General features: G+C 36.7%; 10 protein-coding genes. 6 read left to right on the top strand and 4 right to left on the bottom strand.

The genetic code is table 11. The annotated features are described in order from the left end of the window. The first annotated feature begins 324 nt into the window (after positions 1 to 324). The 4 genes from J7E77_RS07550 (at position 325) to J7E77_RS31105 (ending at position 5,505) form a co-directional block, all read left to right on the top strand. On the top strand, positions 325 to 2,220 hold the full coding sequence (locus tag J7E77_RS07550; RefSeq protein ID WP_214713331.1) for a PrkA family serine protein kinase: 1,896 nt from the start codon (positions 325 to 327) through the stop codon (positions 2,218 to 2,220). A gap of 275 nt (positions 2,221 to 2,495) precedes the next feature. Continuing rightward, a complete protein-coding gene (yhbH, locus tag J7E77_RS07545) occupies positions 2,496 to 3,662 on the top strand; it encodes a sporulation protein YhbH (protein ID WP_168242317.1) in 1,167 nt (388 codons plus the stop codon). Between the two features lie 619 nt (positions 3,663 to 4,281). After that, positions 4,282 to 4,923, top strand: coding sequence for a copper homeostasis protein CutC (locus J7E77_RS07535; RefSeq protein WP_214713330.1), 642 nt, complete (start codon positions 4,282 to 4,284; stop codon positions 4,921 to 4,923). Between the two features lie 450 nt (positions 4,924 to 5,373). After that, positions 5,374 to 5,505, top strand: a complete 132-nt coding sequence (locus J7E77_RS31105) for a hypothetical protein (protein ID WP_285290503.1) — start codon at positions 5,374 to 5,376, stop codon at positions 5,503 to 5,505. Positions 5,506 to 5,575: 70 nt separating this feature from the next. Here J7E77_RS31105 and J7E77_RS07530 read toward each other — a convergent pair whose 3' ends face one another. The 4 genes from J7E77_RS07530 to nagE all read right to left on the bottom strand — a co-directional run bounded on the left by J7E77_RS07530 (position 5,576) and on the right by nagE (position 11,472). Further along, entirely contained in the window at positions 5,576 to 6,847 is a 1,272-nt protein-coding gene (locus tag J7E77_RS07530; RefSeq protein WP_214713329.1) for a cation:dicarboxylate symporter family transporter, read from the bottom strand. A gap of 198 nt (positions 6,848 to 7,045) precedes the next feature. After that, positions 7,046 to 7,939 (bottom strand): response regulator, encoded by an 894-nt coding sequence (locus J7E77_RS07525; protein ID WP_214713373.1) that lies wholly within the window; start codon positions 7,937 to 7,939, stop codon positions 7,046 to 7,048. 2 nt (positions 7,940 to 7,941) lie between these two features. Beyond that, a complete protein-coding gene (locus J7E77_RS07520) occupies positions 7,942 to 9,222 on the bottom strand; it encodes an ATP-binding protein (protein WP_214713328.1) in 1,281 nt (426 codons plus the stop codon). Positions 9,223 to 9,582: 360 nt separating this feature from the next. Continuing rightward, on the bottom strand, positions 9,583 to 11,472 hold the full coding sequence (nagE, locus tag J7E77_RS07515; RefSeq protein ID WP_214713327.1) for an N-acetylglucosamine-specific PTS transporter subunit IIBC: 1,890 nt from the start codon (positions 11,470 to 11,472) through the stop codon (positions 9,583 to 9,585). Positions 11,473 to 11,719: 247 nt separating this feature from the next. On the opposite strand from nagE, the gene nagA reads away from it, so the two are divergent. Continuing rightward, positions 11,720 to 12,919 carry an N-acetylglucosamine-6-phosphate deacetylase gene (gene nagA, locus J7E77_RS07510; RefSeq protein ID WP_214713326.1) on the top strand — a complete coding sequence of 400 codons (1,200 nt, stop codon included), beginning with the start codon at positions 11,720 to 11,722 and terminating at the stop codon, positions 12,917 to 12,919. Beyond that, positions 12,916 to 13,671 (top strand): glucosamine-6-phosphate deaminase, encoded by a 756-nt coding sequence (nagB, locus tag J7E77_RS07505; RefSeq protein WP_214713325.1) that lies wholly within the window; start codon positions 12,916 to 12,918, stop codon positions 13,669 to 13,671. The genes nagA and nagB overlap by 4 nt, the downstream gene beginning before the upstream one ends. Positions 13,672 to 13,695 lie beyond the last annotated feature (24 nt).

The raw sequence follows: 13,695 nt of genomic DNA, 5'->3' as shown, positions 1-13,695 counted from the left end.
AAAAACTGCCGATTGGCAGTTTTTTTATTTTGAAGAGCCTGGTTTGTCATTATAACCTGATGTGAAGATTGCCGCTAAAAACGTGACCATTACTAAACAAACGATGAAAGTGTTCATATTTATGTAATCCTCCTTCGTCATACATTTTTCATTTTTATCACACATATAGTTTTATTATAGCCTATCTTATAAAAATGAAAAGAGGGAGATTCTTTTTATTAATACAAAAAAGATAGACGCTACTTGGAATGGTACGCATGTTCAAAAGCTTATCAGCATAGAGTATATTAATCGTCTCTGATTAACCTACAGGGGGAGGGCCTTATGGATATTCTAAAAAAAATCGAGATGTATCGCGAAGAAGAAGAAAAGCTACGGTGGGAAGGGTCATTCGCAGATTATTTACAGTTGTTGAAAGAGAAGCCATGGGTTGCACAGTCGGCACATTCACGAGTTTATAATATGCTTAAAGATGCAGGAATTACTGAAGAAAAAGAGACGAAAAAGTACGAATTCTTTAGCAATCAATTATTTGGTTTAGAGGAATCGCTGGAACGGCTTGTTGAAGAATACTTCCATCCGGCAGCAAAAAGGCTGGATGTAAGGAAGCGTATTTTGTTATTAATGGGTCCTGTAAGTGGAGGGAAGTCAACTCTTGTTACCATGCTAAAAAGGGGACTTGAAGCTTACTCTCTCACGGATAGAGGCTCTGTGTTTGCCATTAAAGGATGCCCAATGCATGAAGATCCACTTCATTTAATTCCACATCATTTACGCAAGGATTTCCATGATGAGTATGGAATTCGCATCGAAGGTAATCTTTCTCCATTGAATATGATGCGTCTAGAACAGGAGTATGGTGGACGAATCGAAGATGTTTTAGTAGAAAGAATCTTCTTCTCCGAAGATAAGCGAACTGGAATCGGAACATTTAGCCCATCCGATCCGAAATCACAGGATATTGCCGATTTAACAGGAAGTATTGATTTTTCAACCATTGCGGAATTTGGTTCCGAATCAGATCCACGCGCCTATCGCTTCGATGGTGAGCTTAATAAGGCGAACCGTGGAATGATGGAATTCCAGGAGATGTTAAAGTGTGATGAGAAATTCCTTTGGCACTTGTTGTCTCTAACTCAAGAGGGGAATTTCAAAGCAGGCCGGTTTGCCTTAATTAGTGCTGATGAGCTAATCGTTGCACACACGAACGAAACGGAGTATCGTTCCTTTATCTCCAATAAGAAAAATGAAGCACTCCACTCAAGGATTATTGTTATGCCTATTCCTTATAACTTGAAGGTGTCACAAGAAGAGAGAATTTATGAAAAGATGATTAATGAGAGTGATGTTTCTGATGTTCACATTGCACCACATACGTTAAAGGTAGCAGCGATGTTTACCATCCTTACTCGCTTAAAGGAACCGAAAAAAGGCGATATTGATTTACTTAAGAAAATGCGCCTTTATGATGGAGAAAGTGTGGAGGGCTTTAATACGGCGGATGTGGATGAACTTAAGAAGGAATATCCAGATGAAGGTATGAGTGGTATTGATCCTCGTTACGTGATTAACCGGATTTCATCCACGATCATTCGTAAAGAAATACCTTCAATTAATGCACTTGATGTATTAAGATCATTAAAAGATGGGCTGGATCAACATCCGTCCATCACTACAGAGTTACGTGAACGTTATATGAATTATATCTCATTAGCCCGTAAAGAGTATGATAATATTGCCAAGAAGGAAGTCCAAAAAGCATTTGTTTATTCATACGAAGAATCAGCTAAAACGTTAATGGATAATTACCTTGACAATGTTGAAGCTTATTGCAACAAATCGAAGCTTCGCGATCCACTTACTGGAGAAGAAATCAATCCAGATGAAAAGCTCATGCGTTCTATTGAAGAACAAATCGGCATCTCTGAAAATGCGAAAAAGGCTTTCAGGGAAGAAGTACTAATAAGAATTTCTGCTTTTGCAAGAAAAGGCAAACGTTTTGACTACAACTCTCATGACCGCCTGCGTGAAGCCATTCAAAAGAAATTGTTTGCAGATTTAAAGGATGTAGTAAAAATCACCACTTCATCGAAAACACCTGATGAACAGCAATTGAAAAAGATTAATAACGTGGTGGCCAGGTTAGTTGATGAGCATGGCTATAATACAACATCAGCTAATGAATTGCTGCGTTATGTTGGTAGTCTATTAAATAGATAAGTGGATTAAAATAGCTAGGACTGGCAGAAGGTAATCTGTCAGTCTATTTTTTTCCTTATGATGATAAGGAAAAGTCCCGGTGCATCCATATGGATAATTTGTCCAATTTAGCAGGCAAAAGCACAATTGTCAAAATAATTTGTAAATTATTCTATTTTTCTGCATAGGATAAAGTAATCCATATTTATCTTAATTTTTTCATTCGAGTTATATTATGAATTTGATAAAAATTTGTGCATTTTGGAAACTAATAAATTAATAAGGAGGGGTTTACATTGTCAGTTAACAACCATCAATTTGTCATTTCAAGAGAAGATTGGTCCCTCCATCGTAAAGGCCACGATGATCAGCAGAGGCATCAGGAAAAAGTCCAGGAGGCAATTCGCAACAATCTTCCAGACTTAATTACAGAAGAGAGCATAATTATGTCTAATGGTCGAGATGTAGTAAAAATTCCGATTCGTTCATTGGACGAATATAAAATTCGTTATAATTATGACAAAAACAAACACGTGGGCCAAGGTGATGGTGACAGTCAAGTAGGTGATGTCGTTGCACGTGACGGTTCTAGCGGCCAAAAGGGACCAGGTAAAGGCCAAGGAGCAGGAGACCAAGCAGGCGAAGACTATTTTGAGGCAGAAGTATCATTAATGGAGCTTGAGGAAGCCCTATTTAAACAATTAGAGCTTCCAAATTTAAAAAGAAAAGAACAAGAAGAGCATCTCGTTGAAAATATTGAATTCAACGATATACGAAAAACAGGTTTAATGGGGAATATCGATAAGAAACGAACGATGATGTCTGCATTTAAAAGGAATGCAATGAGCGGGAAGCCTGCTTTTCACCCTATTTATAAGGATGATTTGAAATTTAAGACTTGGAATGAAGTAGTTAAACCGGATTCCAAAGCGGTGGTCATCGCAATGATGGATACAAGTGGAAGTATGGGGATATGGGAGAAATATATGGCACGCAGCTTTTTCTTCTGGATGACACGCTTTTTAAGAACGAAATATGAAACAGTGGAAATTGAGTTTATTGCGCACCATACTGAGGCTAAAGTTGTTACTGAGGAGGACTTTTTCTCTAAGGGTGAAAGCGGTGGGACAATTTGTTCATCTGCATACCGCAAAGCATTAGAAATCATTGATGCCAAATACAATCCACGTAAGTTCAACATCTATCCATTCCACTTCTCAGACGGTGATAATCTCACATCGGATAACGCCCGCTGCGTGAAGCTAGTTGAGGAATTAATGAAGGTGTCAAACATGTTCGGGTATGGAGAGGTAAATCAATACAATCGGCATTCAACCTTAATGTCAGCCTATAAGAACATTAAAGATGATCAATTCCGCTACTATATTCTTAAGCAAAAAGCAGATGTATTTCATGCGATGAAGAGCTTTTTCCAAGCCGAAGAATCGAAATTATTTGCTTAACAAAAACGACTGGTGTCAGGCACCAGTCGTTTTTTGCTATTGCTACAAGTTACTTTACATTAAGCTTTGTGGAATTGGTAAAGATGACAGGGTGATAGCAGAAGATACGGATTTCTTAAGTGGAATCCAAAACTATTTATGAACTTGTTAATAACAGAAAACAAATTCATTAACTTTTTAAAAACTCTAATGTCAGCCTATAAAAATATTAAAGATGAACGATTCCGTACTTATATTCTTAAGTAAAAAGCATACGTCCTTCATACAATGAAAAGCTTTATTCAAAAAGAGGAATCAAAATTTTACGCGTAAGCAAAAAGCCAGCAGATGCCGGCTTTTTAGATTTTTTTTATTTGTATCTTCCTTTTGTCCATTCCGCATAGGCTTATATGAAAATAAGTGTACAAACTATAGCATAAATAATCATGAAGTTCTCAGGCTTAGCATCCAAGCCGATTGCCAGTTACTTGAGGACCGAGTGATAGGGGGAAAGTAGGGAAGGTTCATGAATGGTTTTTTTCTTGTATGATAACATGATGAGCCTGCAAGAAAACAGGAGATTTGATTTGCCTAGTTTTCCGGGAGTATTCTTTGAGTTTTATATGAAAGGTGGGTGTATATGCTAAAAGAAGTTTGTGTAGAGAATTTTACTTTGGTTCCTGTGGCTATTGAAAAGGGGGGACATCGCATTGAGCTTTGTGACAACCTATCTGTCGGAGGCACTACTGTTAGTCACGGGGTAGCTGCAAAAACCATTGCATATTGTCACTCCAAAAATACGAAGGTAATGACCATGGTTAGGCCCAGAGGCGGAAACTTTACTTATACTAAAGAAGAAATTGAGATTATGCAAAATGATATTGCCCATTTCAAGCAGTTAGGGACAGATGGAGTGGTGATTGGCTGCTTAAATGATTCTGATTGGATTGATGAGGATGCCATGCTCAAACTGCTAGAATCTGCGAAAGGGCTGGATGTAACCTTTCACATGGCGTTTGATCAGATAAAAAATGAATATCAGTTTGAAGCTATTGATTGGCTTGTGAAACATCGAGTGAATCGAATTTTAACACACGGAGGACCAAGTACTAAATCAATCGAAGACAACCTTAGCCGTTTGAAGGAATTTGTGGATTTTGTGGCTGACCAAATTATTATTCTTCCCGGAGGGGGAATAACTGACAAGAACCTAAATAATATAGCAAGTATGTTAAATATTAGTGAAGTTCACGGGACAAAAATTGTGGGTGAGCTTTGTTAAGTTGCTGGCTCCAAAAACACAAGTTAATATTCAATCATTATATCCAAAAATCGACAGGTGCCTGGCACTTGCCGTTTATTTATAGTTTTCAACGTACACAAAGATAGGACTTTACGTGGAGAGGTGGGTATGATAGGCTTGGTTGCCTGATGAAACAACTGTTTAGCCTTTCAAGACAAATCGTACCCACAGAGGCTCCACGTCAAGTCCTTATCCACTTATCTTGGCATACATGTACACAAAGATAAAAGGTGCATTGTATCAATCTTTTGTCGATGATACTGTAGATAACTGTACTTTAATGCAATAAGCATCTTCCCTGAAAAGGTGGATTATATACAAGATTCTTTTCATAACTTGTATATAATACGTTTATTTTTTTTATTCAAAAAACATACTGCCATTTATAAGATTGATTAAATAAATTCAATCGAATGACAGAGATGCTATATGGAAGGAACTTTTGAAGTCGGTGTTGATTTTATTAATACTGATGATATAGCTAGCTTGCAGCAGTTCTTGTTGAAAAATGATCCTCAGCCTTCTGAACCTAATATTACTTGGGAAACCACTAATAAATAATAAAAAGTTCGATTATTAATACAAATGAAAGGCGATGACTGAGTGTCATCGCCTTTTTGTGTTTACCATCTTATGCAGCTTTATCAATGGAAGTGATGTATTCTTTACCTTTCTTTGAATCAAATCGTCCTTCCCACTTAGACATAACGATTGCTGCCAATGAGTTACCGAATACATTAACAACGGTACGAGCCATATCTAGAAGTCTATCGATACCCGCTATAAATGCGAGGCCTTCTAGTGGAATGCCTACTGTTCCTAAAGTTGCTAATAGAACCACAAAAGAAACACCCGGTACACCTGCAATTCCTTTGGATGTAACCATTAATACTAACATTAAAGAAATTTGTTGAGAAATACTTAAATCGATTCCGTACATTTGAGCAATGAAAATTGCTGCTAGCGCTTGATAGAGGGTAGAACCATCTAAGTTAAATGAATAACCTGTTGGAATAACAAAGGAAACAACATCTTTCGGACACCCGTATTTCTCCATTTTTTCCATCACTTTTGGCAAGACGCTTTCTGAACTGGCCGTTGAAAAAGCTAAAATGATTTCGTTCTTTAATATCTTTGTAATATGAAGAATGCTGGTCCCACATATCTTTGCTATAACACCTAACACAGCAACAATAAAAAAGAACATTGCGGCATAAACACAAATAACTAATTTTCCAAGTGGAATTAAGGACGCTACTCCAAATTTTGAAACCGTTACACCTATAAGGGCAAAAACGCCAAATGGTGCAAATTTCATAATCTGATTTGTTACCCAAAACATGGCATCGGCCGTACCTTGGAAGAATGCAAGAACTGGTTTTCCTTTTTCACCGATTGCTGCAATTCCTAACCCAAACATAACGGAAAAGAAAATGATAGCAAGCATGTCCCCATTTGCTATAGATTCGAAGATATTTTTCGGAACAATATTCACAAATGTATCCATAAAACTATGACTTGTTGCTTCACTTGTTGAGTCTACATATGTTTGTATATCGCCTTTAGCCAGTTTGGACATATCCACACCTACACCTGGCTTAAAAATATTCGCTGCAAGCAAACCTATTATAATAGCGATCGATGTAACAATTTCAAAGTAAAGAATGGTTTTCCCACCGAGTTTACCTAACTTTTTCATATCCCCGGTTCCGGCAACACCAAGGATTAGTGTTGAAATAACAATGGGAACCACAATCATTTTTATCATTCGAATAAAGATGTCACCAATGGGCTGTAAATAGGTTGCAACTGCAGGATTTCCGTAAAAAATGGCTCCGACAATAATCCCCAAAATCAATCCAACAAGTATTTGATAACCTAAGCCAAACTTAAATTTTTTCATCCAATATCCTCCTTAAAATATAGAGTGTAAACGCTTACTAATTTTTCTGTGAATTTTAAAATGTAAGTTAATCATATAAGGAGATTATTAAATCCTACTAAATCCGACATAACTGATTATAAAATATTTACCTTATTTTGAATCGACAGAAAAAATCCCAGAACTTTGCTAAAGATCTGGGGAAATAAATCGTTTCTTTTATGAAGTTTGAGAGTATTTTTCTACTGTATCAAGGAACAAAACTTGGAGGAACTTTTTAATATTAATTTTTACTTTTGTTGCTTCATTGCTATTTTGATTCATTTCTTTCATTCGTACCCTTATTTCTTGAAAATCGAAATAACGGGGTGCATAATATTCAAAATTGGGGTTGGTATAATCCAATGTTCCTAATGAAGCCAAGTTGTTAAGTGCTGCTATAATGGCTCTGCGGATACGCTGTTCAATCGATTTCGTTTCTTTTTTAATATCCAGGATGTCTGCTTTATTCGAACTGGAAATAGCTTCGTATAAATCCTTGAGAGGGGGCAATAGTGCAGTGGAATCATTGCGATTTATTAAAAATTCCATCATCAATACCATATCCCCACTTCCTGATTCTCCGATAATCCCCATATCATTTAATATGGAATATACGATTTCTTTCACACTTCGTTGTTTTTGCGTAAACTTGTCTGATTCCATGTATGCCAGGGATTCCCGAATAGTCATTAACGATTGTCTAAGGCGATATTGTCCTACTGTTTTTTTCAGAATGCTTTGTACTTCTAATCGGTTGATTGGTTTATGAATAAAGAACTCAACACCCTTTTCATAAGCTTCACCGACAATTTCTTTATTTTCGATTTGAGAAATCATGATGAATTGTCCTTGAAATCCTTGAATCCTCAATTGTTCAATTGTTTCAATTCCGTCGAGATTAGGCATTAAAAAGTCGATTAAGACAACATCTGGACGGATCGAAAGGATGAGCGGAAGCGAATGGGCGCCAGATTCTGCTTCACCGACTACATCTCCTAGCTTGCCCTCTGAAATGATTTTCTTTAGCATTCTACGACTTGCTTTATCGTCGTCTACTATAAAATATCTCAGTTTTATTCACCTTTCTTTCTTATGTTATCGGTAGGAATTTTGATTCGAAAAGTAGTACCTTCATCTTGTGATTCTACTTCAATTTGGCCTTGAAGAGTATGAACAATTTCATGTACATGAGATAGACCAATCCCTGTTGCACCAACCCCATGATTATTGAATTTTGTTGTATAGCCAGGTTCAAAGATGATTGAAAGGTCCTCTTCGGGAATTCCATTTCCAGAATCTTTTATAGTGAAAGAAATAAACTCTAGTTCCTCGAAGATATCTATATCGATTTTTCCTTTTTCCGAAATGGCCTCAACAGCATTAGCGGTCAGATTATTCAATAATGCCAGTAATTGTATTTTTTGATGGGTATAAAAATCAGTAGAAATTGTCAGATTAAACAAGATTTTTTTGTCTAACATTTCACTATATTTTTCATTTGCTGTAACCACAAATCCTAGCACATCAGAAAGAAAAAGATCATCATTACTTTTTTGAATCGTTATCTTGGACAGACCTGAAAGTATCCGCTGTGAATCCTTTTTCACTTCATGTATTTCTTGAGCAATGAGCAATGCTTGCACGCTTAGCTCGCCCTGATTGCTCTTCTTTAATTTTCGATATAAATCATGGCAAGATGCCGTGATTTGTTCAATATGATTCATTGATTTCTGAAGGTAGAGAGTTTCCGAATATAATTCCGATCCAACTTCGAGCATTTCTTGCATTCGTTTTTTTTGTTCCGAAACAGTTATGGAACTATATAGTCCTACAACGAAGTAGCTCCGGAATAAGGCAACCCCGCTTAATATTGCCCATTCGCTAAAACCTGAGTTCTTATGATTTAATAACAGGTAGCGCATCAGGTGCTCTGCGCCGTTTGCGATAAACTCTATTCCTGCAGCCAAAAAACCAAGTAGAAGGGGAAAAGTTTTGTATTTCTCTATTTTAATCACGCTGAGCCCTAAACCAAACAAGAAATAAAACAGAAATGCAGGCAGATGATTCTTTATGCTTGCCAAGAAAGGAACGGGATCGATCATCAAATCTCCAAGAATGCGAAAACAAACGACAATCATGCCAGTGAAGAACCCAGTTAGAGCTAATGAAGCTGGTGGCTGAATAAGAATTATTAGAAAAAAAGTAATACTTCCTAATCCGAAACGAAAAGCCTCCCCATTGAAAGGAATTACTTTGATTTCGCTAGCAAACGCGGTTAACAGACCAGTAAGAATTAAGGAAATCCATCTAGATTTGTTAAAAAATATCTCAAAAAATGAAAATGAAGAAAACATTTATGTCTCCTTTGAAGTAATGAAGGCACCTAACTAAACAGGTGCCTTTACTTATAGATAATTTATTTTACCATTTCCTGAAGCAAATCAGAACATACTATAACCTGTTTTTTGTAAATGTATCAAAAGATGTCATTTTTCATCCATATTATGCGGATGCGATGTGATTGCACCAGATAAAAAAAATTTTCTTTAAGAAAAGTAAACATACTGCCATTTATAAGATTGATTAAATAAATTCAATCTTATAAACATGGACTTCATGTATTTCATGCGATGAAGAGCTTTTTCCAAGCCGAAGAAGCGAAACTATTCGCATAATAAAAAGAACGACAGGTGCCTGACACCTGTCGTTCTTTTTTATTCAATCGATAGAATACCGCTTTGACCTTGAGGCGTGTGTCCTTGTTTCTTTACATTTAATTTTGTTAGGTTCGTAAAGATAATAGGAGTAACAGTAGATGGAGCTGACTTCTTGATGAAATCTAAATCAAATTTTAGAATTTCTTGCCCTTTTGTAATCTGCTCGCCTTCTTTTACAAGAACTGTAAAACCTTCTCCTTTTAAATTCACAGTATCCATCCCAACATGGATGAGAATTTCATATCCTTGTTTTGATTTGAGTCCAAGGGCATGTTTTGTTGGAAATATATTAATGATTTCACCGTCAACAGGTGAAACTACTGAACCTTTAGATGGAACGATTGCAAAACCATCACCCATCATTTTTTGTGAAAAGACCTGGTCTGGAACCTCATGAAGTGGAATAATTTCTCCTTCAATAGGCATAATAAATTCTTTTTCCGAAAGAGGTAGTTTCCGATTCTCTTTCACTGATGTGTCTTCGTTGGGAATTATATCAAGATTTACATTGTCCATATCAATTTTCTTCATAGCATCGGCAACAAATTCTACTTCAGTCCCAACCACGATTTGCAGATTGGATTTATTTAATTTCATAATTCCTCTAGCACCATGCGCTTTGAGGGCAGATTCGCTTACCTTCTCCATATCTTTAATATTTAAGCGAAGGCGTGTTATGCAATTATCAATTGTTGTAATGTTTTCTCTTCCACCAATATCATTAATAAAATGATAAGCCATCGTTTCAAATTCATTGTTACCAACAGTGGCAGCGGGAGTCGCATTATCGAAGTTTTCGTCATCATCCTCACGGCCAGGTGTTTTAATATTAAATGCTTTAATTAATCCGTAGAAAATAACGAAATAAATAACGGCGTAGACAAGACCTACTACTAATAACAATAATGGCTTTTCAGCGATGTTAAAGTTTAATGCATAATCAATAGCACCTGCAGAAAAAGTGAAGCCATCACGAATTCCAAGCATCGATGTAATAACAAAGGATAATCCTGTTAAAACAGCATGAACACCATATAATAATGGAGCAATAAACATAAATGAAAACTCAACTGGTTCTGTAATCCCTGTGAGGAATGAAGTCAATGCTAGACCAATAAACATTCCTAATGTAGCTTTTCTTTTCTCCGATTTTGCGGCAGCTACAATAGCAAACGCTGCACCAGGAAGTCCAAACATCATAACTGGGAAGAATCCAGTCATATAACCGCCCGCAGATGGATCTCCAGCAAAGAAACGTGCAATATCTCCGGTTTTACCAGCATACTCTCCAAATTGGAACCAGAATAAACTGTTTAATACATGGTGCAAGCCTAAAGGAATGAGCAGACGGTTTAAAAAACCGAAAATACCTGACCCGATTGCTCCTAAGCCAATAATCCAGTTGCCGAGCCCATTAATGCCATCCTGAATCGGCGGCCAAGCAAATCCGGCAATTCCAGCTAAAAGAACCATTGCAATGGAAGTAATAATTGGAATAAACCTTCGGCCACTAAAGAAGCCTAACCACTCAGGCAACTTTATATCATGGAAGCGATTGTATAATAATCCCGCAATAATCCCGGCTAATATTCCTCCAAGAACTCCCATATTAATATCTTTATCAATTGCTTTTGTTCCTTCAGTTAAAACCAAGTAACCTATTGCACCGGATAATGCAGCGGCACCGTTGTTATCCTTTGAAAAACCAATGGCTACTCCAATCGCGAAGATTAATGCTAAGTTTGCAAAAATCGCGTTTCCTGCATTCGCAATAAATGGAATATCTAGTAAATCGGGTTGTCCAAACCGAAGCAATAGCCCTGCAGCAGGCAATACTGCTATCGGAAGCATTAATGCTTTACCAATCCGTTGTAAAAAGCCTAACATAATAGTTCTCTCCTTTTTAAAAGTCATTCTAGTGAAAGCGCTTTTCCATTAGTAAATATATCACTAAATACTTATAGATGTCTATACCAATTTTTAATTCAATAATAGATATTTAAATTCCTTTACCATACTTGATGGGCGAAAGATGGAAAATTTAAGTTTATCGATTCAATTAAATTGGTATAGACAACTAGAAAATGATAATGCTAATATATAGTATAGAAATACCCGAAAGGAAGTAATTTCAATGATTCAAAAATTTAATCATATTTTGCTTAAGGGAATCCAAGTTTATGCAGAAGATATATTAATTGAAAATGGATTTATTAAAATAAATAACGGAAAAATAGTGGAAATCGGATCAATGGAAGAACTTGAAAAGGAGAATGAATTTGAAGTTATTGAGCTTCCTGGGCACTATAAAGCAATTCCCGGTTTAATCGATGTTCATATTCATGGGGTCAATGGTGCTGATACGATGGACGCCACTATGGAAGCACTAGACACAATGGTTACAGCTCTACCGAAAGAAGGAACCACAAGTTTTTTAGCCACAACAATGACCCAAGAAGGTAAACAAATTGAAAATGCTTTAATAAATGCAGCGCAATACATTGAAAAGCAGAAACCAAATGGAAAGGCCGAAATACTTGGCCTCCATCTTGAAGGGCCGTTTGTAAACGCAAAAAGAGCAGGGGCACAGCCGATACAGCATATTATTGACCCAGACCTTGCTTTATTTCAAAAGTGGCAAAACCTTACAAAAGGGAATATTAAACTTGTCACACTTGCGCCAGAGCAGCCAGGTGGATTAGAAATGATTCGATATTTAAAGTCAAATGGGATCATTGCATCAATTGGTCACACAGATGCATCCTATGATGAAGTTAACGAAGCCATTGATGCTGGTGCAAACCACGTAACCCATCTTTTTAATCAAATGAGGGGGCTGCATCACCGTGAACCCGGTGTCGTGGGTGCAGCTTTTTTACGAGATGAATTAAAAGCTGAAATTATCGTGGATGGGGTGCATGTTCGTCCGGAAATGGTAAAACTTGCTTTCAAACAAAAGCAAAGTGAAGGGTTAATCTTAATAACCGATTCCATGCGGGCGAAATGTTTGAAAAATGGTAAATATGATCTTGGTGGTCAAGAAGTAACAGTAAAAAATGGAAAAGCAGTCCTTGAGGACGGAACTCTTGCTGGAAGTATTTTGAAAATGGGGCATGCAGTAAAAAATATTATTGCTTATACTGGCTGTCCACTTGAAGATGCAATTGAAATGGCTTCCGTGAATCCAGCAAAGCAGTTGAATATTTATGATCGGAAAGGCAGTATTGCTGTTGGAAAAGATGCAGACATTGTCATTCTTGATGAAGAAATGGAAGTTTATATGACACTTTGCCATGGGTCGCTTGCATTTAAAAGGGAGGAAAACTCAAAATGAGGATTATTGAAGTAAAAGATTACCAACAAATGAGTAATAGAGCGGCTGAATTTATCATTGAAAAGGTAGTTCAGAATCCAAGTATTAAACTTGGATTGGCAACAGGTGGGACACCAATCGGAACCTATAAAAGTCTAATCGAGGATCACAAAATGAATGGGACCTCTTATCAGAAAGTAACCACTTTTAATTTGGATGAGTACATGGGACTATCAGGTGATAATAAGAACAGCTACCGGTATTTTATGAATAACCAACTTTTTAATTATATTGATATGAATAAAGCTAAAACAAATATTCCAAGCGGAATTGCTGCTGATTTTCAAGAAGAATGCAATCGTTATGAAGATTTAATTGCTAAGCATGGTGGCGTTGATTTACAAATTCTCGGAATTGGCAGTAATGGGCATATTGGATTCAATGAACCAGGAACTTCCTTTGGTTCCAAAACGCATATTGTAAAGTTAGCACCTTCGACCATTCAAGCAAATGCAAGATTTTTTAACCGAATCGAAGAGGTTCCTACTAAAGCGATTACGATGGGGATTTCAACCATTATGAAAAGCAAAGAAATTCTTCTACTGGTTTCAGGTGATAAGAAAAAAGAAGCACTTTTTAGACTCTTAAACGGCGAAATTAATGAAAGTTTTCCTGCATCCGTGTTGAAAAATCACCCTTGTGTTACAATTATTGCAGATAAAGAGGCAATAGCAGATCTAAAGGTTCACTATAGCGCAAAGGTGCCAATGTAAAGGAAAGGATGCAGTTGGAGGAAA

This window comes from Bacillus sp. ISL-77, from assembly GCF_018613105.1.
This window is presented reverse-complemented; position numbering and strand designations above follow the sequence as displayed.